Annotated in this window: 21 protein-coding genes; 3 read left to right on the top strand and 18 right to left on the bottom strand. The window is 61.2% G+C overall.

The features are described 5' to 3' along the window. Positions 1-32 precede the first annotated feature (32 nt). The 4 genes from CV_RS11150 to CV_RS11135 all read right to left on the bottom strand — a co-directional run bounded on the left by CV_RS11150 (position 33) and on the right by CV_RS11135 (position 3,038). The gene (locus CV_RS11150) at positions 33-410 is read right to left on the bottom strand and encodes a hypothetical protein (protein WP_011135820.1); all 378 of its coding nucleotides are present in this window, start codon (positions 408-410) and stop codon (positions 33-35) included. Positions 411-443: 33 nt separating this feature from the next. Further along, entirely contained in the window at positions 444-1,493 is a 1,050-nt protein-coding gene (locus CV_RS11145) for a hypothetical protein (RefSeq protein ID WP_043596101.1), read from the bottom strand. An 84-nt stretch (positions 1,494-1,577) separates the two neighbouring features. After that, on the bottom strand, positions 1,578-1,955 hold the full coding sequence (locus CV_RS11140) for a hypothetical protein (protein ID WP_011135818.1): 378 nt from the start codon (positions 1,953-1,955) through the stop codon (positions 1,578-1,580). A gap of 33 nt (positions 1,956-1,988) precedes the next feature. Next, on the bottom strand, positions 1,989-3,038 hold the full coding sequence (locus CV_RS11135) for a hypothetical protein (RefSeq protein ID WP_011135817.1): 1,050 nt from the start codon (positions 3,036-3,038) through the stop codon (positions 1,989-1,991). 1,068 nt (positions 3,039-4,106) lie between these two features. Between CV_RS11135 and CV_RS11130 the strand changes: the two genes are divergently transcribed. Then, on the top strand, positions 4,107-4,655 hold the full coding sequence (locus CV_RS11130) for a hypothetical protein (RefSeq protein ID WP_011135814.1): 549 nt from the start codon (positions 4,107-4,109) through the stop codon (positions 4,653-4,655). A gap of 197 nt (positions 4,656-4,852) precedes the next feature. Here CV_RS11130 and CV_RS11125 read toward each other — a convergent pair whose 3' ends face one another. The 12 genes from CV_RS11125 to CV_RS24320 form a co-directional block, all read right to left on the bottom strand. Beyond that, entirely contained in the window at positions 4,853-5,866 is a 1,014-nt protein-coding gene (locus CV_RS11125; RefSeq protein ID WP_011135813.1) for an SGNH/GDSL hydrolase family protein, read from the bottom strand. A 370-nt stretch (positions 5,867-6,236) separates the two neighbouring features. Then, complete coding sequence (locus tag CV_RS11120; RefSeq protein WP_043596099.1) at positions 6,237-7,727, bottom strand: scabin-related ADP-ribosyltransferase; 1,491 nt, start codon at positions 7,725-7,727, stop codon at positions 6,237-6,239. A 258-nt stretch (positions 7,728-7,985) separates the two neighbouring features. After that, a complete protein-coding gene (locus tag CV_RS11115) occupies positions 7,986-8,828 on the bottom strand; it encodes a hypothetical protein (RefSeq protein ID WP_147296134.1) in 843 nt (280 codons plus the stop codon). Positions 8,829-8,915: 87 nt separating this feature from the next. Then, the gene (locus CV_RS23810; protein ID WP_158303314.1) at positions 8,916-9,134 is read right to left on the bottom strand and encodes an RHS repeat-associated core domain-containing protein; all 219 of its coding nucleotides are present in this window, start codon (positions 9,132-9,134) and stop codon (positions 8,916-8,918) included. A 332-nt stretch (positions 9,135-9,466) separates the two neighbouring features. Continuing rightward, entirely contained in the window at positions 9,467-10,663 is a 1,197-nt protein-coding gene (locus CV_RS11110) for an MFS transporter (protein WP_115610128.1), read from the bottom strand. Between the two features lie 209 nt (positions 10,664-10,872). Further along, entirely contained in the window at positions 10,873-11,904 is a 1,032-nt protein-coding gene (locus CV_RS11105) for a methyltransferase (RefSeq protein ID WP_169308513.1), read from the bottom strand. A 13-nt stretch (positions 11,905-11,917) separates the two neighbouring features. Continuing rightward, a complete protein-coding gene (locus CV_RS11100) occupies positions 11,918-12,703 on the bottom strand; it encodes an HAD-IIB family hydrolase (RefSeq protein ID WP_011135807.1) in 786 nt (261 codons plus the stop codon). Positions 12,704-12,707: 4 nt separating this feature from the next. Further along, positions 12,708-13,331, bottom strand: a complete 624-nt coding sequence (locus CV_RS11095; protein ID WP_115610127.1) for a DUF1349 domain-containing protein — start codon at positions 13,329-13,331, stop codon at positions 12,708-12,710. Then, positions 13,324-14,169, bottom strand: a complete 846-nt coding sequence (locus CV_RS11090; RefSeq protein WP_011135805.1) for an SDR family NAD(P)-dependent oxidoreductase — start codon at positions 14,167-14,169, stop codon at positions 13,324-13,326. The genes CV_RS11095 and CV_RS11090 overlap by 8 nt, the downstream gene beginning before the upstream one ends. Positions 14,170-14,264: 95 nt before the next feature. Continuing rightward, complete coding sequence (locus CV_RS11085) at positions 14,265-16,025, bottom strand: 1-deoxy-D-xylulose-5-phosphate synthase N-terminal domain-containing protein (protein WP_080508985.1); 1,761 nt, start codon at positions 16,023-16,025, stop codon at positions 14,265-14,267. Continuing rightward, complete coding sequence (locus CV_RS11080) at positions 16,003-17,241, bottom strand: aminotransferase class III-fold pyridoxal phosphate-dependent enzyme (RefSeq protein WP_011135803.1); 1,239 nt, start codon at positions 17,239-17,241, stop codon at positions 16,003-16,005. The genes CV_RS11085 and CV_RS11080 overlap by 23 nt, the downstream gene beginning before the upstream one ends. Before the next feature lies 1 nt (position 17,242). Beyond that, the gene (locus CV_RS24320; protein WP_011135802.1) at positions 17,243-17,764 is read right to left on the bottom strand and encodes a sugar O-acetyltransferase; all 522 of its coding nucleotides are present in this window, start codon (positions 17,762-17,764) and stop codon (positions 17,243-17,245) included. An 862-nt stretch (positions 17,765-18,626) separates the two neighbouring features. On the opposite strand from CV_RS24320, the gene CV_RS11070 reads away from it, so the two are divergent. Then, positions 18,627-19,685, top strand: coding sequence for an RNA methyltransferase (locus tag CV_RS11070; protein WP_011135800.1), 1,059 nt, complete (start codon positions 18,627-18,629; stop codon positions 19,683-19,685). An 11-nt stretch (positions 19,686-19,696) separates the two neighbouring features. Here CV_RS11070 and CV_RS11065 read toward each other — a convergent pair whose 3' ends face one another. Both CV_RS11065 and CV_RS11060 read right to left on the bottom strand, forming a co-directional pair. Further along, entirely contained in the window at positions 19,697-20,410 is a 714-nt protein-coding gene (locus tag CV_RS11065) for a hypothetical protein (RefSeq protein WP_011135799.1), read from the bottom strand. Between the two features lie 232 nt (positions 20,411-20,642). Then, positions 20,643-22,706 (bottom strand): TonB-dependent siderophore receptor, encoded by a 2,064-nt coding sequence (locus tag CV_RS11060; RefSeq protein ID WP_115610150.1) that lies wholly within the window; start codon positions 22,704-22,706, stop codon positions 20,643-20,645. Between the two features lie 120 nt (positions 22,707-22,826). Here CV_RS11060 and CV_RS11055 point away from each other — a divergent pair, with 120 nt between their 5' ends. Continuing rightward, entirely contained in the window at positions 22,827-23,921 is a 1,095-nt protein-coding gene (locus tag CV_RS11055) for a PepSY-associated TM helix domain-containing protein (protein WP_011135797.1), read from the top strand. Position 23,922 lies beyond the last annotated feature (1 nt).

Here is a 23,922-nt window from a genome sequence, read left to right as displayed (position 1 = left end):
CATGGGGCGGGCGCTTGCCTCAAGCCACAGGCCTACGGCGTGGGAGGCGTCGGCTTCGGCGTGGTGCCCGGATACTTGCTCGTGATTTGATCGGCCTGGCTCATGATCGGCGAGGCCGTGCTCACCGTGGTGGGCGGGTCGTCGAAGACCGTGTTCTGCTGCACCGCGGCCTGTCCCAGAGTTTGGGTCAGCGCGGTGATCAAATTGAATACCGCCGGGGCCTGCGGCGAAGTCTCGCGCACGATCTTGGGATCCTGCGGCCCCGGCGTGAACGGTTTCGACGGGTCGTGCGGCGGCACCGTGAAGGATTCGGCGGGCGCGCCCGGGATATAGCCGGCGATGCCGCCTTCCGCGACGTTTCCGCTTTGGGCAGCGCTTTCGGCATTGCTGAAAATATTGTCAAAGACCATGATGGCGATCCTCGTGTGCTTGTTGATGCGGATTTACAGGAAATGCGGCCGGTCTATGCTGAGGGCGTTGTTCGCGGCGGAAATGGGTTCCGACGCGAACACGGTGTGCTCCACCGCAAGGGCCGACACCGTCTCCGCCATCCCCGTCGATCGATAGGATTGCCCGGCCGGCAGCAGATTGCTAAGGCTGGAGATATTGCGGGCGATGACGTTGACCTTGGCGGTCGACGGAGCTTGTGGCGGGGAGTCGCCCACCGGGACCGGCAGCGGGTAATGCAAGGCGACGTAGCCCGCCACGTCTATGGGCAGCTGGTAGATGTACTGCCTGATCTGACGCCGCTGCGTGACCATGGTCTCCACGCGGCTGGCGGCCGCGACGCTGCCCGACACCGAGGAGTTCGAGGTCCACGATGTGGTCAGCGATCCGCCGACCGCGCCGGTGATGCCAAGCATCAACTGGGCAAACTCCTCTCCCGTGCCCGTGGCGGAACCCGTTCCCGTTTCCGTGACGGTGTTCGTCGTGGTGGTCGCGGTTAGGCTCTGATCCTCCGTGCCGACATTGTCTCGATGGTTGTGCTGGATGTGCGTATTCGCCGTCATCTGCGCGAGGCTGCTTGCCAGGCTTTGTTGCAGCTGCACAGTCATCGCGGCGCTGGCCTTGCCGCCGAACGTAAGCTGGGCCGTCCCCTCCAGAGACCAGTTGATCGTATTGGAGACGGTGAACTGAACCGACTCATTGAAGGACCTGGGATCGCCCGACCGATTCGCATAAACGCGAGTGGACAGCGTATCTGCCGGTGGTTGGATCACATTGGCGCGCTCCTCGATCAGCGGCTCGCCGACGTTCATGTAAGCCATCCAGCCCAGGACCGCCGCGCTGGGGCCGGAATAGTTGCCGAAGATCGACTCGTTGATCGAGATCCCGTCCGGCGACTGGCCATTGATTTGCAGGCTTGGCGAAGCCAGGAACGCCTGCAGCGTGGGCCAGTCGAGACCGAGTTCGGCCAGATTTTGCGGCGTCAACAGGTGGCGTACGCCGTTGTCGATGCCATAAGTTGGCGCTGTTGCGGTTACTGTACTCATTTCCATTTCCTTTAGAGCGAAATCTCACACCCTGCAGCGCTTCACAGAATGGAAGCCGCTGCGCGCATTGCCTGATCCTCATGCCTACGACGTGGGAGGCGTCGGCTTCGGCGTGGTGCCCGGATACTTGCTCGTGGTTTGATCGGCCTGGCTCATGATCGGCGAGGCCGTGCTCACCGTGGTGGACGGGTCGTCGAAGACCGTGTTCTGCTGCACCGCGGCCTGTCCCAGAGTTTGGGTCAGCGCGGTGATAAAATTGAATACCGCCAGGGCCTGCGGCGAAGTCTCGCGCACGATCTTGGGATCCTGCGGCCCCGGCGTGAACGGTTTCGACGGGTCGTGCGGCGGCACCGTGAAGGATTCGGCGGGCGCGCCCGGGATATAGCCGGCGATGCCGCCTTCCGCGACGTTTCCGCTTTGGGCAGCGCTTTCGGCATTGCTGAAAATATTGTCAAAGACCATGATGGCGATCCTCGTGTGCTTGTTGATGCGGATTTACAGGAAATGCGGCCGGTCTATGCTGAGGGCGTTGTTCGCGGCGGAAATGGGTTCCGACGCGAACACGGTGTGCTCCACCGCAAGGGCCGACACCGTCTCCGCCATCCCCGTCGATCGATAGGATTGCCCGGCCGGCAGCAGATTGCTAAGGCTGGAGATATTGCGGGCGATGACGTTGACCTTGGCGGTCGACGGAGCTTGTGGCGGGGAGTCGCCCACCGGGACCGGCAGCGGGTAATGCAAGGCGACGTAGCCCGCCACGTCTATGGGCAGCTGGTAGATGTACTGCCTGATCTGACGCCGCTGCGTGACCATGGTCTCCACGCGGCTGGCGGCCGCGATGTCGCCCGATATCGCGGAGTTCGAAACCCACGATGTCATCAACGATCCGCTGACCGCGCCGGTGATGCCTAGCAGCAGCTCGGCATCCACCTCTCCCGTGCCCGTGGCGGAGCCCGTCCCCGTCTCGGTGGTGGTGTTGGTCGTGACGGTTTCGGTTTCGTGCCTGTCCTCGGTGCCGACGTCGTGTGCGTGGTTGTGCTGGATATGCGTATTCGCCGTTGTTCTCGCAAGACTGCTTTCCAGACGTTGTTGCAGCTCCACAGCCATCGCGGCGCTGGCGCTGCCGCCGAACGTGAGCTGTGCCGTACCCTTCAGAGACCAGTTGAAGGTATTGGAGACGGTGAAATCGATCTCGTCATTGAACGACGTGGGACTGCCCGACTGATTCACGTAGACGCGCGTGGACAATACATCCGCCGGCGGCTGGGTGATGTTGGCGCGCTCCTCGATCAGCGGCTCGCCGACGTTCATGTAAGCCATCCAACCCAGAGCCGCCGCGCTGGGGCCGGAATAGTTGCCGAAGATCGATTCGTTGATCGAGATCCCGTCCGGCGACTGGCCGTTGATTTGCAGGCCGGGAGTGGCTAGGAACGCCTGCAGCGTGGGCCAGTCGAGACCAAGCTCGACCAGGTTCTGCGGCGTCAGTAGGTGACGGATTCCGTTGTCTATTCCATAGGTTGGAACCGTCGCAGTGACTGTACTCATCTGCGCTTCCTTCAAAGAGAAATATCACACCAAACAGCGCCTCTTCGCGTGAAATCACGCGTGTTCAGCTGCTGCCGACATTGCTCATTCGTTCGCGAAGCAGATCATGCGCAGGTTTTTCGCCTTCCGCCGTACATGCATCCGCAGCGAAGTACGCCTGATCCATGCTCTCCACTGCCTGCTGCCCCATGCTGCCAGCCGCTCAATTTGTTATTTTATATTTAAACATTTATATTATTTTGTGTAAAAATCAAGCACAAACGCTGCTCAATTCTCCTCATATGGACGAACCACGGCACGGCATGCGGATGCAAAAGCCGGCCGGCATGACCGCGCGCGACTTTCGATCCTGAGGCAGAAGTCCTGCTGCAGGCGAGCTACGCCAAGAGTTTGGCCACAGCGCCGCATGGCGGCTGGAAAGGATTCGGCAGCCTGCTGCGAAAACGGCTGCGGCTATTGGAGACAGAGCAGGTGGGAACCGCCCAGCGAGCCGCTTGGACGGCCGTTGCGGCTGACGGGCGCGGAAGAATCGGTTTCCTGTTTGTCTGACGGCGCAAGGGGTGGATGTCCTTCAGGACAAGAAGCCGTGCGTCCGGCGCTTGCGGCATGAGGGATTGGGATAGACCGTCGTTTTGGCGCATAAGTCGCAGGCGGCGTTTGCCATGGAATGACGGAGGCTGCGCGCATCGCAGGACAAGCCCCGCTGCCGGCTGACGACCGAAGGCGTGCCGTCTTCACGCGGAAGAACATGGCGGCGCTGATTGTCGAGCCAGACAAGATACCTGGCGACACCAGCGCCAAGCTGATCAAGCCCGCCGCAGCCAGTCCCCGCACCTAGCAATGCGGCTAGCCAAGACGGAAGACCAAGCTCTGCTGGCAAAAGCTCCATGCTGCGGCTCGCCTTGCCTCTGCAGTCGGCCAAGCCTGGCGGCGCGCTACTGGCGGCGCGAAAGCCACATGCCTCACGCAGCGATATGAATAAGAAGAGAAACCATGCGGAGCGCCTGCCCCTGCATTAAGATATGCCATTCAGATCTCAAGCCAGCATCACATCAAGGGTGAAATATCATGAGCGCACTCGAAAAGCTTTCCAGCCTTATCCAGCTTTCCGCCGGCTTGAATATAGCCAGCGGCGTTTTCCTAGATTATCACGCCCGGAGACTTCAACTTCATGCCGACTATATAAATTACGCAAAAACTGAAGTCCGTCCCCATGCCGAAAAAAGGGGGATGATTGGCAGGTTGAATTATCTCATTGCGGAACTGGAAAACGCGCTGCTAAAGCACAGTTTCAAAAACAAATCAGCGATTCAAGCCATAAGAATACTATGCTCGATATCTGCCATACTATTAATAATCATGCTCTGCATTCCTGCCCTTGACCTGGGAGAAATATTCCCGCAGAACAGCATCCTGGCACAAGCATTGAAAAAAATCAGCGACACGGACCAGCATCGCCCTATTACGATGCTAACAATTACCTTATGTTCCTTCCTGCCATTTTTCGGCGGCATGCTATATCTTTGGCTCTATCATTTCCAGACAAGTAGAAAACTGATGCCGCTGAAAAACTCCCTGCAGGAAGCTGTGCGCCTCTCGCTCCAGACAGAAGAATGAATCCCATCAAACCACAGTAGAAATGCAAGCCATCCACCCGATCAAGAAAAGAAAGCCGTTCTGCTCCATTTCACGCCACACGGCCAGAAACGCTTAGCCAAGCCCTTTCACCCAAAGAATGGAAAGCGCATGGCGCCGATCGTCATTCCTGGCAATGAGCAGAACCTGGATCGGCTGACTGCGGAAGTCCTGCGGGGTCAGCGGACTGGCTGCTCGGCGGACGACGCGCCAGCGTAAACGCCCGCGCGCTCCAACCGGCTGTCAGTTGCGGCAGCAGCCTCCTCCGGTCTGCCATACTCCTCCCGGATAAAGTCCGTGATGTGGGAGGCCAGGATCTGGTGCACTTCCTGGCTCGGGTGCACTTCATCATGGAAGACATGCCGATGCGAGGTGTCCAGCGGCCGGGTGTCGCCGGCGAAGCCAAACACGCGCGGCAAGTCGATATAGCCTTCGTGTTTGTTGAAGCGGGTGTCGTAGTCCACTTCGCCCGCCAGCGACATCAGGTAGTCCAGTTTTCCGCCGATGTCGAAAAAGCGGATTTCCACGCCCTCGCCGCGATGGCGCTCCCGCAGCTTTTCCACCGATTGCCGCAATTGCTCGTTATGCTGGCGGGACAACGCGGCCAGCTTGTCGGCATGGCCGGGTTTCTGCTTGGGGCTGCGCGCGGACACGGTTTTGGACAGGTCGGGGACGCCGGCGACCAGGATGTTTTTCACGCCCTTGGCCACCAGCTTGCCGATCTGCTTCTCGTAGACATGAATCACCTTGTCCACATTGGTCTTGCCGAAAGTCATGTAGTCATTGGCGCCCAGCTCCAACACCGCCATGTCGCCCGGCTTGAAATCGTGCTTCTTGATCTGCCGGCCCATATTGGAAATGAACATGAAGGTGGGGTTCAGCTTGGAATACTTGCCCGCCACCGCGCCGCCCTCCGCGTAGTTCACCAGCGGCTTGTCCAAGAATGCCCGCGAGGCGGCGAAATCCGGCCAGGCGAAGCCATTTGTGAACCGGCCTTCGTAGTACTGGCGGGACGAAGGCATGATGCCCAGCGTTTTGCTGCGCATGCGGCCCTCCGTATCCGACAGGCTGTCGCCTATCACCACCAGGCGCTTGATGTGGTCCAGCGTCTTGCCTTCGCCGGCTGGGCTGGGCTGAACTTCCCGGTTCTTCAATGCCAGCGCGAACAGGCCGGATCTGCCATTCTCCGCCACGCATGCGCACGCTTGCGGCCCGCCCGCCTGTGGCGGGGAAAGCGTTTCCGTCCTCACCTGTTTCACCTGCCCTCCCAACGGGAAGGCTCGCTCAGCGCGAATCGCTTCGCGCTGGGAGGGATTCCTGGGGACCAGCAGTCTGCCGGGCACGACTTTGCAAGGCATGAGCATTTTTCAAGTTCCTGTGCGTAGTAAAACGGTGCGATGTATTGTTCTTTGCGTGTGCACACACAGGGTGCCAAAGGACGATTGCATGAACTTGCACAAAGCGACCAAGCCATGACCGGCAGCTGTCTGGACGCCGTCGTGGCAACTCACGCGGCCATCGCGCCGATCAAAATGGGAACCGCCCAGGCCAATGCGCTGTGTTTCATTGCCCGCGGCTCCCAGCCGCCGGCGAAGACGCGCCGGCAATCCGGCGGATGGGGTTGAACCGAGCCGGCGCCACATTGACCTTTACCTGGACCGGCGAGAACGACTCCGCTTCCGGCGCGCCTTCCATGACGGTGTAAATGTCCAGATACACGGGAATCAGCCCATCCACGTGGTCCCTCAGCCCCAGCTTGCGGCCCATGTTCTCCGAAACCGCGTAGCGGGTGGCGTTGGGATCGAGAATGTCGCCCACGATCTGGACGGGATTGCCGTAGATGTCCGTCCAGTAAATCCGGTATCCCCGCACCCGGGCCAGGTCCGCCGGACTGTTCCAGTGCACGCTCAATCGCGTCCAGTAATGATCCGCACCGCGGGTGGCCTCCGCCCCGGCGTCGCGCACGGCCACATCCCGATCGGACAAATAGACGCAAGTGCCCGCGCGCCGTCTTGGCGTAGCCACTTCCAGAACCGGCGTCCGGGTCACCGCCAGCGCATGGTTCCGCTCCAGGGCGGTGTCCACCAGCGCGCAGCGGTACCCCGCCTCTGGCGGGAACCTCGGCTGCCGGTGCCCGGTCGTCGCCCACAGCGCGGCGGAGCCGTCATGCGTGCTCAACTGCGCCTGGGTCGCCGCGCCGCGGCCATCCGTGGCCGGGAAACGCCAGGTGGAGGCATCCACGGCCCGGCCACCGCCCAAAACATCCACCGCCTCCCGGGAAGAAACCAGCACATCCACCTCGCCGTCTCCCGCGCCTTTGGCGCCTTGCCCGTAGCGCGGATTCGGCGTGTACGCCAAGGTTTCCACGTAGGGCGTTCGCCCCGGCTCGCCATAAACCAGTCGGTTTTCGAACATCCCTTTGACGAAGCGGGACTGCACCCCGCCGGGAAAGGCGATTTCCTCCTCATTGCCGGTCCCCTCGCTTCCCAGCGACTCGTCCACCGCGATGCCGCCGGGCGCGTTGATCGCGTAGACATAATGCCGCTCATCGTGGCTGACCAGCGCGAATCGTTCGGCCAGAGCATATGAGAACGACGAACTCTTGAGCGCGCTGGCTGTGGACTGCCCGGTTCCGGGGCGGATTTTCAGGCTGCCATCGGCCTTGATCACCTGCAACCCCTCGTCAAATACCGCTGCCGGTTCGTAATGATGGTTGCCCGCGCCATAAAACAACAGCTTCTTGTCCGCATCGCCGGATCCGCGCCAGACGATTTTCACGCCCGGATTGTCGCGGTCCGCATGGCGGACATCGGTGCACAGATCAGCCGTCACAGCCAGCCAGTCCCGGTACCATTGCGCGCTCGTCAAAGCGTTCCGCCCCTGGATGTCGAGGGAGGCCAGCCATGGCGGACTCTTGCCTTCGCCCGGCACGCATTCGGCAGGCCGCCCGGCGGCGATGCCGATCGCCGGCCAGCCCCCAAGCTGCAAGATGAACAAACCGCGCGCGATCAGGCGCGCGCAACTCCAACCCAGCCTGGCATCCAACAACGGCATAAGCGATCCTCGGCGATGGAAAGGTCGCGGCAAGCCGCGCGGCCTGGCGCGGCGCGAGAGCTTGCCCACAGTTTTCAAACCGGCAAGATAAAGGACATTGGGATGCCGAAAAATGGAGGCATGCCGATATAAGACCGATCCGAATCCGCCTTGGATGCACCCTGGCATCCTCTCACCGACGGCGCCGCGCCGCAGGCAACGGGCCGCATCCAGGTTTGCACACGCCATGCCCGCTGGAGAAAGGCCCAGTCACAGGCCTTATCTGGCGTACTCCATGAAGAGCACGTCATGATCCGCTACTCCGTGGATCAGCAGCGTCCGGGCACTGGGGTTGGACATCTTCGCCAACTCCGCATTCAGGAATTCGTTCGTGACTGCGATGGCCTCGGCCTCGCCCCCGCGATGAAATGCCTCTTCGAAAACATTCACGCCAGGCCTGAGCGCGTTTCTGTAGAGAGCGCTGTTGTTTGCATGCACCCAGAACCCGCCATCGTTGAAAGTGACGAGCGAGCGGCCAGCCCTCTTGAAGAAGGAGTCCGCCAGCCTGTTCGATCCTCTGCCAAGCACCCTGATGCTCTTTATTTCGCTCATCCTGGGCACGATTTCTTCAAGCCGTTTGAAAAGGCGCTTCCCTTCCCACGTCACGCCATTGATGTCGGCATGGCTTTCCCTGCCCCTGCGCAAGCTCATGTTGATGAAAACATCCAGATGGCTGTCCTTGTCTTCGATGCCGCGGTACGCCAAGGCAAGCTCCCTTGAGGTTCCGCCTTGGGAGTTCTCGCGCGTCGTCACCCCGAAGACGTAAACATCGTTTTGCGGCAGTACCGATATCCTCGATGAAATGAGCTGCTCCCGCGTCATCATCGCGGCGCCCGCTCCTTCGGCCCCTCTGCCGCTGAGTCCTACGCTCACCAGCTTGCCCAGCCGCGCCCTGATCCCCGCGGTGGCCCTTAACGCGCCGCCGCCCAACCCCGCGCCCATCGCCGCCGCCCCAGTGGCAAGCGATATCCAGCCCAGCGCCGAAGAAGCCTTTGGGTCGCTATCTTCCAGCGCGCCGGAAACGATCGCGGCCACGCCCGAGGCGGTCTCCAGCGCCGCCATCACGCAAGTTGTCACGGTCAGCGACTGACCCAATGTGACCGGCGCCAACGCCAACCCGACAACGCCAGTCGCGATGCCCGTGATAGCCTACCAACTCAGGTGTCCGGAGGGATCTGTCCGGTTGACGGGATCTTCGCCGCAATAGACGTACCCATTGACGCCGCCCGCGCCGAAAGGACTCAGGCTGTCCGGACGGTGAAAGCGCAGCAGCGCGGGGCTGTATGCGCGGTAGCCATTGCCTAGATGAACGGCGCGGCAAACGGAGTCCACACGCTGGCCATTGAATCCGAGAATGCTGTTGTTCATTTCCCCTCCCAATGATGAATAAGCATGTCCCCCATGACTCCGGCGCCGTCTAAAATCGCGGCATGCCGTTCCAGGCCGCCTCATAGTCAGGCACGGCAAGCCTGGCCGCCAGACTCCGGGGCGGCCGCCAAGACATCTTTCGGAGAAGATACTCGCTGAACATGCCGGCATACTTGCCGGGCGTTCATATCGGACCAGTCCGGCCGGCAGCGGGGAAACGCCGTGCCAGCGCGCATGGCAGGGAGAAGCGGATTGAATTGCTATGCGGAAGATTGCATGGCAATCAGACAAGCTGCCGTCAGGCGAATGCGCGCGGCCGACAACTAGAGAGATCAAGCCCGCGCGGCCGCTGCCGGCACGGGCCTGAAGCCCAGCAGCGAGGTCGCGACCTGTGCCAGCAATAGCAGACATAGCAGCACGGCGGCGTTTTGCCAGTCGCCATCATCCACGGCGCTCCCCAGAGCGGCTATCATTAGCGTCGCGCCTATATTACCGGCAAGCCAGAAGATGGCCGTCGCCATCCCGGAGCGCCGCGGGCCAGCGATGCTGGCCACCCTTCCAAGCAGCAAAGGCAGCGGTGACAGCAACGCCGCCCCGATAACCAGACCGGCAAGGGCCAGCAATGGAAACCAGCGGCTGTAAAACAGACACAAGGTCCCCAATCCGGCAGCCAGGGCCGCTCCCGAAAGCACGCGGCCCGCAGTCGCTCCCGCTCTAACCAGGGCCATGATCAACGCAGCTCCCACGACGCCGCCGGCCAGCATGAAGACCACTACGAGTCCCGACGTCTGCGCATGCACGCCGCTGCGAGCCAAAATCGGCTCAAGCCAGGTGGTGATGGCGGAAAAATAGCCGTTGGTCAGGAAAATCATCATCAACACGGCCATGAAGGACGGCATGCGCAGAAGCGCAAGGCCATCCGCCCACAAGGAGCGTCCGACGGGCTCAGGCATGGCATCCAGGCCCGCAGGGGAACGGTCATGCGGCACCAACGCGAAAGTCAGTAAGGCGAGCGCCCCGAAGAAGGCGACATCCAGCCACAGAGAGCCAGCCACATTCCCCGGCTCGGTCAACGGCACCAGTATGAAGGCCGCGCCGATTCCCAAAAAAATAACCATGCTGGACAAAGCGGACACGGTATCGCGCTCGTTCACGGGAAACCAGACCAACATCAGTTTAACCAACAGCGACATGGTCAGCGGCTGAACAAAGCCGAACAGCAACTGGCCTGCGAGCAGAAAAACGTACTGCGGCTGCGCCACGCGGATAAGGGCTGCCAGCAACATGGCGGCCGCGGTCGTCCGCAAGCAGGCCCGCACCGACCACCGATCCACCAGGCCGCCGCTGGGTAAAGCCAAGGGCAAGGCCAGCGCGGTCACGGCCAACGACAGCGCGCCTACCTGGCCATAACTGACATCGTAAGCGGACGCCACCAGATCGGTAATCGGAGCAAAACGCATCCACTGGTATTGCGTCATGGCGAGCATGGCGCCGTATATGCACAAAATTCGGTAGCGGCTTGGAACCATATAAAGTTTCCCGCAGGCAAGGGCAATTGAAACGCGGATCGTATCCTCAGTAGCACGGCGAGGGCGCCAAGCTGTGCACCTCGCCGTGATCGCCCTAAGCGTGGCCAACAAAACTCAGTTTTACGGCTAAGGCAAGGCGCGCCGACGAAGACAGCACAAGCCGTACGGCAAGTCGGCGCCACGCAGCATCAGGGGTTTTGTTAGCCCCTCTAAGGCTTAACCCCCGTCACCAAGCTCCAGTCTCCATACCCTGTGGGGAAGGCCAAGATCTCGACGAAGCCTGCGGCCTGCAACAAGTCCGCAGCCTCCGGCTCAGACAGTTGCTGGCCTTGGGTCCAAAGCAGCATATTGGCGTTGTATGCCGCCACATTGCGCGGCCCCGTCTTCTGCGTATTGAATAACATCTCATGCAGGATGATGCGGCCGCCGCTTGGCAATGCATCAAAGCTCTTGCGCGCCAGAAACCGGCACCTTTCAAGCGGCCAGTCATGAAAGATGTCGCTATAGAAATGCGCATCGGCAAACGGGTAATCCGTATACCAAATATCTCCGCCATGCGTTTGAGCCCGCGCCATCATCTGATATCGCTCGATGAAAGTGTCGGCGATCGCACAAACCGGAGGGAGATCGAAAACAACGGCGTTCAGATTAGGCCAGCGAGCCAGGGCACTGATCGCATGCACACCGGAACCGCCGCCGACATCCAGCAGGCAGGCATGCGCGGACAAGTCGATTTTCTCGACCCAGGCTTGGGCCGGCCCCTTGCTCTTGCTATGCATCGCCCGCGTGAATATCTCGCAATGCTCGGAATCCTGGGCATTGTTGTCGAAGAGATCCCTTCCTCCGAACAGCTGCGACTCGCCCTTGAGTAGCGAGGCCTTGAAAAAATCATACGAGAACGCCGCCGCCTGCCCTCTTGCCGATGCCAGCACCCCGCAAAAGGAAGTCTCCGCCTCGCGGACAAGAAAGCCTTCCGCCAAGGCGGAAAGCGCAAATCGCTCCCCTCTCTTTTCCAACAAACCCAGGCTCGCGCACAGCGAAAGCAGCGCCTGGCTTGAGCGGAACGGCAGCGACGTCGCCATCGAAACTTGATCCAGAGTCAATGCCTCGCAGCGCAGCAGATCGAACAGCCCGACCTCATCGGCAAACAGCAAGGCATAGCTATGGAGAAAACCGAAATATATGTCGAAGATTTTCTTATCGCTTTGGCGCGCTTGCGGCGCCGCGTATCCCATGTTCATGAACCGCCCTTATTCAGATATGTCTTTGCAATCCATCGATGATGCCATGGCAGTAAATCCCATCCACCACCCTGTCGAACACCCTTCTGGCTTCAGCCAGCGCATTGCCCACCAGATAGCCGTTCTCATAGCCGGTCAGCATTTCGATATCGTTGCAGCTGTCACCGAACACGATCACCCGCCGGGGATCCACCCCATGCCTGGCGGCGATGAAGTCGACGCCCTGTTTCTTGCCGCAGCCCGGGGGCAGGATCGCCACATCGTAAACCCCCTCGGGATCTCCCGCCGCCGGGCTGGCATGGGTAATGGACGCCGTCAATCCGACATGCGCGCAGAGACGGTGGATCTGTTCAATCGCAGCGCCCTCCTTGCCGTCAGCCGGCAAGTAATAGCCACGAATGCGCCTTTGCTGAAAGGCATCCGCTTGTGCGGGCAAGGCGAGACCGTGCTGGCAAAACAGCGCGACCAGCCTCTCCATGCGCGATTCGAACGCCGCGCCCGCCTGGGGAGGCCAGCCGGCGTCCTCCACCACGCCTTCGGCCTCTCGCCAGTACAGCTCGGTACCCAGGCTGGTAAGGGCGAAATCCCATGGAAAATCCGGATAAGCCCGCATTTTCTCCATCACCGCGCTCCGGCTGTTGCCGGTGGCCCAGCCGAACAGCAGCTTATGGCTGCGTTTGAGCCCGGCCAGATGGTTTTGCAGCCTTTCTATGCCGGCATCGGGTTCGCGCGATTCCATCGCGGGCATGAAGGTTTCGTCAAAGTCGGAAACTATCAGCCAGATATCCTGGTTCTTCATACTCTTACCCCCTGGAATGCTCCATGCCCGTGTCCGAGAACGCGATTTCGGCAAAACGGCCTTGCGCGCCCTCGGAAAACGGCGCCTGCACGCAGAAGCCTATCCGAATCAGATCCGGGCACCCTTCCGCGTAGAACGCCCGATGGAAGGCCGTCCGTCCATCCCGCGTCCGGAAATAGCAGGAAAAGACATTCTCGTTGCGCGTCACGAACAGCCCCACGGACCCAGCGCCGACATCAATGCCATTAGCCTCATCGCTGTAAGGCGCGGAATGGACGGATACCAGTTTTTTGCCGCCTGCGCCGTAGTCCTCCACGCCGAACTTCATCCTATGCTTGCCCGTATCGATGAAAAGTCCGGCCGCATCGAACTTGTCCCGGCTCGCCACCTCCACTTGCGCAGACAAGGTGAATGGCCCCGCCACCTCCGCAAGCAAGGTCCCCAAACGGTCCGCCTGGTGCAAGCCCGGAATGTTGAAGCCGTCGCTGCCGGGCCCGCCGGCCAGCAGCAGCACCCCGTCCCGATATTGGCTGCTCACGCAGCCTCGGGCTTCGAACGACAGGCCGCAAATACGCAATGCCGTCTCCTGATGCCGCGCCATGGTTTCCCCCAGCAGACGGTCAACCATAGAGATTCATCCCGCCATCAACGGACAGCGACTGGGCGGTAATATCCTCGTTCTCGAGTATTGCCACGCAGAAGCGCGCGATATTGGCCGCTGTCTGAGTGCGGCCCAGCGGGATCAAGCCCTCCATCCTCGCCCATAATTGCTCCAGATTTTCCCCGGGCCCCATCAATTGGTTTTCCAGATACTTCCACATATTGGTCTTGACTATGCCTGGGCACACGCAGTTGACCCGAACATTATGAGGGGCCAGCTCCAGCGCAAGCGCGCCGGAAAACCCCTGCAAACCGGACTTGGCCGCGCAATAAGCGGAAATGCCGGGGAACGCGAGCTTGGCGGCGATAGAGCTGATGTTGAGAATGGCCCCGCCCCTTCCTTGCCTTACCAGGATTCGCGCGGCCTCGCGGGAGGTCAGATAGGGCGCGGTAAGATTGGTCTGCAAAATAGCCTCGAATTCGCTTAGCGAAGAGTCAACCGTGTTCGCCACATGGCTGCTGCCGATCGCGTTCACCAATCCGTAAAAGTCTTCGGCAGCGTGGGCGACAAGGTCCACGGCCTCAACCACCTGGGATTCCGCGGTAGCGTCGACCGCCATGGCCTGAACCGACAATCCCTGTGCCGCCAGCTTCTCAGCCAGTTGGCAAGCGGCCTGATAGCCGCTGATATCCCGACTCTGGTAATGGTTGGTGGCCGTCGGCGCGCGGTCGGTGTCAAAAATGGACACCTTGACCTCTTGCCGGGCCAGCGCCTCGACTATGGCGGCGCCTATGCCTCTGGCCCCGCCGACCACGATCATGGTTTTGCCTGCCAGCTTGCCGTGCTTGGTATTTTCCTGCGTCATGAATCATCACTCCTCGGTTAATAGAAGGGTGGCCGAAGCCCTGTCGGGATTCGGAAAACAATGAAAAGGGAAAGCGGAGCGCGAAGTCGAGGCGACTAGCCGGCTAAAGCGCAAGAAGGCTCTGTCAACAAGGCGCGCAGCTTGCGGGGCGCGGCTGCGGCTTGAAAAGTCTCTATCCGTGGCCACTCATAGGCATCGCTGCATATCTTTTTGACCCTGATGAGCAGCGTGGACTCGACATATTCCGCCAGGTTGAAACGGGGACCGTTGTGCTCCACCACAACGACATTCTCCGCAGCCGACAACAGCTTGCGCACACACTCCAGATCCGGTCTGGTTGACAACACCCGGACATGCGCGCAGCGCTTGCCGTCCACCGCCAGGAAAGCCTCGTATGCCATTGACTCCGAAGACAGGACCACCGTGCCCCCCGCATGTTCGAGCTGATGGGCGTAAACATCGTCGGAAAGCCTGCGGTACTTCTCCCTCATCGCCAGCACGTGCTCCATCGGCTGGTCGTGCAATAGATACAGACCGTTGCTTCCCGACGCCCGCCGCCGCCTGATGCATGCCTGCAGGTCGCGAGGGTCCGCAAACTCATACACCGCATCGTCAAACAATAAGCCGAAGACGCTCTGAACATAGGTGGGACCGCCCCATACCCCGTTTTTTCGCGCGGCTATCACATGCAGATTGCGGCAGGCGATCAAGGCGGAATGCAGCACATCGATTGCATTCAAATAATATTTATCGTCGGTCAAAACGAATTTGAGCTCGTCCTGCGGGCAGCCCATGGCGGCCGTCAGCAGAGCGGACTCCGCAAGACCGACATTGCAGTAGCCGTGTGATGGCTGGAGCCCGAAACGCGCGGCCAGATCCGCGGTGAAGATATGGGCAGGGCCGCCTTCACGCATCTCCTCGATCAACGCTCCCGTCAGGCTGCAGCTGCTGGCCTTGGCAGTCGCGGAGATGGCTGGCCTGGCGTTTGCGCGTTTGAAGGAGTGGGAGCCCTTGCGGGTATGACAGATAATGGCGACTGCCACGCCCTCGCGCTCCGCGTCTCGCATGCTCTCGACTATGGCGTCCGCGTCATGGCCATCAACCTCGCGCACCCGATCGAAATAGGCGGCTAGATAAGCGGGCCTGAGCGTGCCCGGCAGGGGGTCGATGCCCTTTCCGTTGCTGTCCACGATCAGCGTCAGGTTGCGCATGCCCAGCTCGCCAACTAGCCGGATGGCCTCGTAAGACACACCCTCGTTCAATTCACCATCGCCGGCGACGCATACCACTCGCTGATCGCTATGGGTTTTGGCGCGGCCGAGCGCGATGCCCATCCCCTCACCCAGGCTATGGCGCATGCCGTAGGGGAAACCATAGGTCTTGTTCACCACGGCCGGGACCCTATCGTGCACCGCGGCGAGAAAAGCAAGCGGCATGCCCCGCCTCAGGTGCCGGCAAGCATAAAACAAGGGAGCGATATGGCCCCGCCCTACCACCAGATTCTCCGACGCGACGCCGGCCGCATCGCAAAGTCCGGCGCTGAAAAGCGCCTCGGCGATATCCAGCGACGACAGGCAAGACGCCAGCGTGCCGTAGCCGGCGATCTCGTGTATGCGTTCCAGGCATGAGCGCGCGTCACGATAGAAAGGCTCGAAGCGGCCGGCGATGGCCACCGCCAGCGCATTGATGCCCTCGCACGCATCTGCCAATGCCAGGCCAGCCTCGATTTCTTCCTGCGCACGCGCATACTCGCTATCGCTCAGAGCTGAGCGCCGTCCCCGCAGGCAGGCGTCTATGCCGAAAAGCTGTGCTGACAGGCTATCCACCGGGGACTTACAAGTGATTAATCGATTCATTCAGCACCTCGAACGCTTCTTGCAACGCCGCCTCCGACATCACGTAGGCGGGAGCCAGGCATGCCCAGTTCTCATCGCCGCGGATAATAAGCTTGCGTTCGAAGCACAGCTGCTCAAGCCTCTTTCCCGCTCCGGCGCCAAGACGCTCATCCAGCGTCAGCCCGATCAGCAGCCCGCTTGCCTCAGCCCTGGCTATGCGTTCGTTCGAAGCCATCTCGCTGGTCAACTCCGCCGCCTTGGCAATCAGTCGTCTCAGTTGCCCCGATGACTCGACCTGCTCCAGCACCTGCAATGAGGCATGGATGGATGCGATCGATACCGGGTTGCTGGCATAGGTGTGGGAGTAGGAATAGGGAATCCAGGCGCCGCGCTTTTCGAACACCGAGGCGATCTTGGCAGTGGTTGCCATTACCGAAGCGGGGTAATAGCCGCCGCTGATGCCTTTGCCCAGCGCCACGATGTCGGGCACGACGCCGAAACGCTGCGTATTCAGAAATGAGCCGGTGCGGGAAGCCCCTGTTACGATTTCATCAGTGATCATCACGATATCGTAGCGGTCGCACAGCTCACGGATTCCTGCCAGATATTCTCCTCCGCTTTCTCGCATGCCTTTCAAATGATTAACCGGCTCAAAGATGATGCCGGCGATATGCTCCGGACCCGTTTGCAAAATAATGTTCTCCACATCGCTCACGCTGTGCGCTTCCTGCGGCCTGCCCTGATGGGTGACGGCAAACGGTGGGTGTATGCGTATCGTGTCGTAGCCGCTGTTTCTAAGCTCCTGGAAGTCATTCCTGCCGCTCACGCTATGCGCGCCGAGGGTGGCGCCGTGATAGGAGTGTTTGCGGCATATTATCTTGCGCTTTTTGACATTGCCTTTGCGTTGGTGATACTCCAAGGCCATCGCAATCGAGGACTCAATCGCCTCGGACCCGCTGTTCACGTAGAGCAAGGCGCCGTCACTCATCATCGCCCTATCTAGCAACATCGCCGAGGCTTCAAACCATTCCTGCGAATAAAAATGATCCTTGGGATGAAAAGGCAGATTATTCAAAGTTTGGGCAATGCGTTGCTTGATGGGCTCGCATGAATATCCAAAGGGAACATTGAACATGCCGGAGATGGCATCTGTATACGTGCCGCCTGCCGCATGCACATAAACATCCTTGACCGAATGAATAATCTGGTCTTTCAATCGAGACTGATAAAGATACATGTCAACCTTCCATAGCAAGAGGATAAACCTGGGAACGAGCACCTAAAACCTTGCTGAATGCCGGCACCGAGCGGGCCACCACCGCGCCGGCTCCGATAATCGAGCCCCTCCCTATACTGACTCCCGGCAAGATGATGGCACCGCCGCCTATCCAGACATCATCTTCTATCACCACTGGCGCGCCGGATTCCACATACTCCCGCCTGCGCTGGGAATTCTGGTCATGATTAGAGGTATAAATTCCCACACTGGGCCCGATAAAGACGTGATTGCCTATGTCGATATCAAATGCATCCAGGAATACGCCATTGGTGTTGATAAATACCTGATTTCCTATTTTGATATTCCAGCCAAACTCGCAGAATACCGTGCCCCACAGTTCGAACCCTTGCCCAACTTTTCCAAACAGCGCCCGGTACAGCTCATCGCGCCCCCTCGAAGCGGTGCTTATCGAATGACACAAATCCCTGGCAATGCGCCTTCTTTCGATCAAACCAGGCTCGGCCGCATTAAAAACCTTCATATCTCTCACACTCCACCTCCCCATAGCAGACTTGGCTCAACCCATCCACACGCAGCACCAATTCGCAATGAAATCGCAGATCCACCCACATTCATGAAATTAAGCACCTTGACAAAGCAAGAATGGCGCAGAGCGTAGGATCAAGGCAAAACCAGCGTCAACCGGATTTTTTACATGCAAAAACCAGGCAAATAGGACAGGTAAGTTTGGGAACCAAACCACTCCAAACAAACGCATGAAATAATCAACAAAGTCAAAATACAGAACCTATTGATAAACATGCACAAAAATCGGGGTTATTTTCACAATCTCAAATAAGTGCATTCAAACAATCCTTAAAAACCAAAAGCAAAACTTTAAAATGCAAGCTCAAAAAACAAAACAGAAACATTCATCCCAAAAAAATCATCTCAGCAATCAGATTCAGTAATAAAACAATCAATGCGACCTCCCTGTCGCAAACATAAAACTGCCACAATTAAAAGACAGAAATATTGACTATTTATCTCCCCCGGCGCCGCCAGAGGGAAAAATAGGCGCAGGCATAATATTTCTCTCAATCCATCAAGTCCGGCAAAGCTTGAGTAAAACTGAAGCCACGCATGAAATTCCGCCATGATTGGACCCATGCCAATAAACCATCCGGACCATAATGAATGCCGCATCGAGCATCCATCTTGCAGTGCGCGCGATGCAAATCGCAGGCTTGAAGTCGAACAGCTGGGAACTTGGCCTTTACCATTCATGAAAAACGGCCGTACCGCGCCCCCCCTCCCAAAGGCGCATGGCTTGCGTTACCCTACGCCCTCGCCTTCCTCGCTCCACCCAGGCGCAGCAGCCTACATAACCAATAGTCAGAAGCATGCATATCCAGGAATTCCATCAAGCCCTCGCCGACATCGGCGCCCGCCCCTGCCACATCGGCCGCATCAACCGCGCCTGGCTCAAGGGCCTGCCGCTGGACGCCGGCACCCGGCATCAAAAGAGCGAGGATTATTTCCCCTTGTCGGTGCGGGAAGGCTTGGCGCCGATAGCCGCGCGGATCGAGAAGCTGGCGCGCATACATTCGCGGCATGACGCGGATGACGGCTCGCTGCGTCTGCTGGTGGGGCTCGGCGACGGCCAGATGGTGGAAAGCGTGCTGCTGCCGCGCGATGGGCTGTGCGTATCCAGCCAGGTGGGCTGCGCGGTCGGCTGCACGTTCTGCATGACGGGCAAGAGCGGCCTGCTGCGCCAGCTGGGCAGCGCGGAAATCGCCGCGCAAGTGGCGCTGGCGCGGCGCATCCGCCCAGTGAAGAAAGTGGTGTTCATGGGCATGGGCGAGCCCGCCCACAATATGGAAAACGTACTGGAGGCCATCCAATGGCTGGGCACCGACGGCAATATCGGCCACAAGAACCTGGTGTTCTCCACCGTGGGCGATGCGCGCGTGTTCGAGCGCCTGCCGCAACTGGAGGTGAAGCCGGCGCTGGCCTTGTCGCTGCATACCACCCGCGCCGATCTGCGCGAACAACTGCTGCCGCGCGCGCCGCGCATCGCCCCGGCTGAATTGGTGGAACTGGGAGAAGCCTACGCCCGCCGCGTCGGCTATCCCATCCAGTACCAGTGGACCTTGCTCGCGGGCGTCAACGACAGCCAGGAGGAGATGGACGCCGCCGCGCGCCTGCTGAAGGGCAAGTACGGCGTGCTCAACATCATTCCCTACAACAGCGTGGAGGGCGACCGTTTCCAACGCCCGTCCAGCGAGCGCGTCCAGGCGATCAAACGCTATCTGCACGACAACGGCGTGTTGACCAAGGTGCGGGACTCCGCCGGCCAGGACGTGGACGGGGGCTGCGGCCAACTGCGCGCGCGGGCGGCCCATGTCATCGACGCCAGCCGGCTGCGGCGGCGAGAGCAGGCCGGCGTGTCAGCCGGCTGACCGTCAGCCCTCTAGCCCGGCGTCCCCGTCGGCCCTGCCGCCTGGTAGCGGCGGCGGGTCTTGTTCCTGGCGCTGGCGATGCGCCGCAGCGCCCAGCAGGCCGCGCACCAGCGCCCGGTCAGCACGCTGGATGCGGGAATGCTCCACACATGGCCGCGCTCGCATTGCCACAGCATCGGCGTGCGGATGTTGACGTAACGGTCGGACAGACATAACCCTCCGCGCTCGCGCGCCAAGGCCTGCATTTCCTCCAGCGTATGGCAGCGCCGCTGGCGATAACAATGCGGACAGCCATGTCCCGAGCGCACGGTTTCCCAGCGCACCTCCCATTCGTGACCGTGTTCGCAACGCCAGCGCAGCGGCTCGCTGCTGTGACGGTATTCGGAAAGGCATTGCCAGCCCTTGGCCGCGGCAAAGGCCTGGATCTCGCCATTCACCCGCCGTTTGCGGTCCTGGCAGCGCGGGCAGAATTGCCCGGAGAGGATGGTGGCGGGCGTGGACAGGAAGGGATGGCCGGCGACGCAGCGGAACGGGAGATGGGTGAGCAGATTCCGGTAGCGGTCGGCTTCGCAGCGGCCGCCCCAGGCCTCCGCGATCCGGCGCAGGACCGCCAGATTGGCCGCGCGCTCCGGGGAATGCTTGCGAAGGTGGCGGCTGGGACGCCAGGCCGCGATGGCCGTTTTCACGGCTTCGGGCAATGCGTCGAAATGGGCGCAACGTTTCATGGACGGAAAATCTATCGTTTCTTGTTATTGGCGCCCTCCGGCCCGACGCATGGCGCGATGTTTCCAGATCAAACGAAGCCGGAGGGAGCCTGCATTTTATGAACTCGCGTCGCCGCCAACAAGCCAGTCCGTCCCCATCCGTCGACCGGCCTGTACCATGTGCCAGATATCGCCCGCCCACGCAAAAGGCCCGGTTTTCGCCGGGCCTTTCCATAGACGACGGCAAGCCGCGTCAGAACGACAGCCGCGTCTGCAAAGCCACCTCTCTGGGTTCGCCCACTCTGACCTGAAGGGCGCTGCCGCTGGAGGACGTGTAATAGGTCTTGTCGAACAGATTCTTCACATTGAGTTGCAGCGACAAGGGGTTCCGCCCCAGCTTGCCCTGCCAGGAAACGAAAGCGTCGGCCACCGAGTAGGCCGGCAGCTCGAAGCTGTTGGCGCTGTCGCCGGGACGCGCGCCCACGTAGCGCGCGCCGCCGCCGGCGCGCCAGCGGTGACCCCGCCGGTCGGCGCCGAAATCATAAGCCAGCGACAACGAACCGCTGCGGCGCGGCACATTGAACAGGCGCTTGCCGACATTGGCGGCGATGTCCTCGGTGACCTTGGCGTCGGTGTAGGCCACATTGGCGATGGCGGACAGCCTGCGGGTCAGCTGGCCGCTGACATCCACCTCCGCGCCCTGCGAGCGCGCCTTGCCGACGGCGCGGCTGACGTTGTTCTCGGTCACCACCACATTGCTTTTCTCGATGTGGTAAACGGCCAGGCTGGCGGACAGGCCGTCGCGGTCCAGCTTGACGCCCACTTCGCGAGACGCGCCCTTCTCGGGCGAAAAACTCTGGCCGTCGCTGCCCGCATTGGGTTTGAACGACTCGCTGTAGCTGCCGTACAGCGACAGCTGCGGCGTCAGCTTGTGCAGCAGGCCGGCCTGGGGCAGCAACTGGCTGCCGCCGCTGCGGGCAGTCACCGCGTAAGGCCTGCCTGCGCCGTCCTCCTGCCGGTAATGCTGGTAGCGCGCGCCCAGATTGGCGATCCAGCGCTCGGATAGCGTCCAGTTGTCCTGCAGCAACAGCGCCTGGCTGTCGATATCGCTGCGGTTGTCGCTTTGCGCGGCGCTGAGCTGGCTGGGATACGGCAAACCGCCGTATGCGGGGTTGTATACGTTGAAGCCGCCGACCTCGCGCCCGCGGTAGGTGTCGCCGCGCAGCTCACGCCGCCGCTCCGCCTCCACGCCCGCCACCGGTTCGTGCATCTGGCCGAACAGCTGCAGCCGGCCCTGCAGCCGGCTGGAAAACAGCATCACGCTGTTGTCGTAGGCGTTGCCGTCGGCGCGGCGCTTCAACTCGCCGGTCTTGGCATTGTAGCTGGAAGGCCTCGCCTGGCGGTCGCTGTAGCGCAGCTGGTTCCAGCCCAGCCGGGTGGTCAGCTGCCACGCGCCGCCAAGCTCGCGGGTGTGGCTGAGATTGAGCGACTGCGACGTGCCCCGGGCCACGTTCCAGGCTTCGTCCAGCCGCCGCTCGCGCGGGATGTTCAACGGCGCGCCGTTGACGAAAAGGGTGCCGCGGTCATACGGGGTCAGAAAATCCTGGTATTCGTAGGCCAGCAAGGCCTGGTCGGCGCCGTCCTGCCAAGCTAGCGACGGCGCGATCAGCTTGCGGCGGCTGTTGCCGAAATTGCGCCAGTAGCCGCTTTCGTCCAGATCGCCGATCAAGCGGTAGGCGAAATGATCGCTCAACGGCCCGGTCAGGTCGAAACCCGCGCCGCCGCCGAAGCTGCCGCCCCGGACGCTGACGCTGCCTTCGTCCGCGAACTGCGGCTTCTTGCTGATCACGTTGATCACCCCGCCCGGCTCCTGGATGCCGTACAGCAGCGAAGCCGGTCCTTTCAGCACTTCGACCGACTCGGTGGTGGGGCCGAAATTGTTCAGCAGCGCGGAGCGCACGCCATCTCGCAGCACGCTGCCGTCGCCGCGGCTGCCGAAGCCGCGCCGAGTGAAGCTGTCCTGGATGCCCGCCAGGGTATTGGACTCCACCACGCCGCTGACATTGCGCAGCGCGTCGCCCAAGGAGCGCGCCTGCTGGTCGCGCAGCACTTGCGGGCCTACGCTCTGCACCGCCTGGGGAATGTCGATCACGTCCCTGGGCTGGCCAGCGATGCCGGCCTGCCTGGACTGGTAAGCCTGCCCGCCGGCGGCGGCGCTGACGGACACGGTTTGCAGCTGGAAAGCCTCGTCGGCATGGGCAGGCGCCGCCAGCCACGGCGCCAGCAACAAGGAGGGGAGAAGGCGGGTTGTGTTCATCATTTCTTCTTGGGGTGCGACGAAACGCATTTGATAATGATGATAATTATCATTAGTATTAAGCATTGTTGCAATGCATTTACACATCGGCCCTCCCGGCCCAACCCGCTGGACACCCCTGTGAAACGTTACCTGATCCTGCTCCACCGCTATCTAGGCCTTGGCGCCGCCCTCTTTCTTCTGCTGATCGGCATCAGCGGCAGCCTGCTGGTTTTCCGCCCCGAAATGGAAACCCTGGCCGGCATCCGTCCCGCCGCCTCCAGCCACCCCGCCCGCTATCAGGCACTTGCCGATGCCGTGCTGGCGCGCTACCCGAACGCAGGATTCAGCTTGCGCTTCGACAAACCCGGCGAAGCCGTGCAGGCGCGGCTGCGCCAGCCGGGCAACGAGCGCCGGCTGTGGCTGGACCCGGCCACCGCCCGCATCGCCGACGATAGGCCGAATGGGGACGCATGGTTCGATTGGCTGCTGGATCTGCATGAAAAACTGCTGATGGGAGACGCCGGGGAAACGCTGGCCGGCGTCTGCGGCCTGCTGTTGATCGCGCTGGCCGCCTCCGGCCTGGTTTACTGGTGGCCGAAGGACTGGAGGCGCGCCGGACAGGTGCGCCGGGACAAGGGCTTCCGCATCCTGGCGGCGGACCTGCACCGGCTGAGCGGCGCGCTGGCCAGCCTGCTGCTGCTATCCGCGGGACTGACCGGCGCCTACCAGGCCTTCAACCGGCCCATCAATGATGCGATCAATCGCTTATTCGGCTACCAGCAGCCCGCCAAGATCCGTTTCCATGCGCCGCCCGGCGCAGAACGGCTGCCATTGGACGCGCTGATCGCTCGGGCGGGCGCCGCGCTGCCCGGCGCCCGCCTGGTGGACATCCGCTACGAAAGCAAACCCGGCAGTCCCCTGCTGCTGCGGTGGAAACTGCCGGGAGAGCTGCATCCCAACGGCCGCAGCCAGGTGGAGGTGGACCCGTACAGCGGCGCGCTGCTGCGCGTCACGCCGGTGGACCAGGCGGCCCCCGCCATCCGGCTGACCAGCTGGGTATACGGACTGCACACCGGCAGCCTGGGCGGCGGCGCGCTGAGAGCGCTGCTCGCGCTGGCCGGCATCGCGTTGGCCTGGCTGGCCGGCAGCGGCGTCTATCAATGGGCGGCCCGCCAGCGCAAACAGAAACGCTCCAGCCGCGCCACGGCTGCCGCAGTCGGCCGGACAAGATAGC

Origin of the sequence: Chromobacterium violaceum ATCC 12472, from assembly GCF_000007705.1 — a bacterium.
In the GTDB taxonomy this organism is placed as follows: domain Bacteria; phylum Pseudomonadota; class Gammaproteobacteria; order Burkholderiales; family Chromobacteriaceae; genus Chromobacterium; species Chromobacterium violaceum.
The sequence above is the reverse complement of the archived record's forward strand: the minus strand, read 5'-3'. Positions and strand labels throughout refer to the sequence as shown.

Coding starts and splice junctions, on each gene's coding strand:
- CV_RS11080 (WP_011135803.1), bottom strand. CDS start 17,241: ATGTATCTTTATCAGTCTCGATTGAAAGACCAGATTATTCATTCGGTC.
- CV_RS11100 (WP_011135807.1), bottom strand. CDS start 12,703: ATGAAGAACCAGGATATCTGGCTGATAGTTTCCGACTTTGACGAAACC.
- CV_RS11135 (WP_011135817.1), bottom strand. CDS start 3,038: ATGAGTACAGTCACTGCGACGGTTCCAACCTATGGAATAGACAACGGA.
- CV_RS11090 (WP_011135805.1), bottom strand. CDS start 14,169: ATGACGCAGGAAAATACCAAGCACGGCAAGCTGGCAGGCAAAACCATG.
- CV_RS11150 (WP_011135820.1), bottom strand. CDS start 410: ATGGTCTTTGACAATATTTTCAGCAATGCCGAAAGCGCTGCCCAAAGC.
- CV_RS11060 (WP_115610150.1), bottom strand. CDS start 22,706: ATGAACACAACCCGCCTTCTCCCCTCCTTGTTGCTGGCGCCGTGGCTG.
- CV_RS11095 (WP_115610127.1), bottom strand. CDS start 13,331: ATGGTTGACCGTCTGCTGGGGGAAACCATGGCGCGGCATCAGGAGACG.
- CV_RS11070 (WP_011135800.1), top strand. CDS start 18,627: ATGCATATCCAGGAATTCCATCAAGCCCTCGCCGACATCGGCGCCCGC.
- CV_RS11065 (WP_011135799.1), bottom strand. CDS start 20,410: ATGAAACGTTGCGCCCATTTCGACGCATTGCCCGAAGCCGTGAAAACG.
- CV_RS24320 (WP_011135802.1), bottom strand. CDS start 17,764: ATGAAGGTTTTTAATGCGGCCGAGCCTGGTTTGATCGAAAGAAGGCGC.
- CV_RS11140 (WP_011135818.1), bottom strand. CDS start 1,955: ATGGTCTTTGACAATATTTTCAGCAATGCCGAAAGCGCTGCCCAAAGC.
- CV_RS11105 (WP_169308513.1), bottom strand. CDS start 11,904: ATGAACATGGGATACGCGGCGCCGCAAGCGCGCCAAAGCGATAAGAAA.
- CV_RS11110 (WP_115610128.1), bottom strand. CDS start 10,663: ATGGTTCCAAGCCGCTACCGAATTTTGTGCATATACGGCGCCATGCTC.
- CV_RS11120 (WP_043596099.1), bottom strand. CDS start 7,727: ATGCCGTTGTTGGATGCCAGGCTGGGTTGGAGTTGCGCGCGCCTGATC.
- CV_RS11085 (WP_080508985.1), bottom strand. CDS start 16,025: ATGAATCGATTAATCACTTGTAAGTCCCCGGTGGATAGCCTGTCAGCA.
- CV_RS11145 (WP_043596101.1), bottom strand. CDS start 1,493: ATGAGTACAGTAACCGCAACAGCGCCAACTTATGGCATCGACAACGGC.
- CV_RS11130 (WP_011135814.1), top strand. CDS start 4,107: ATGAGCGCACTCGAAAAGCTTTCCAGCCTTATCCAGCTTTCCGCCGGC.
- CV_RS23810 (WP_158303314.1), bottom strand. CDS start 9,134: ATGAACAACAGCATTCTCGGATTCAATGGCCAGCGTGTGGACTCCGTT.
- CV_RS11115 (WP_147296134.1), bottom strand. CDS start 8,828: ATGGCGGCGCTGGAGACCGCCTCGGGCGTGGCCGCGATCGTTTCCGGC.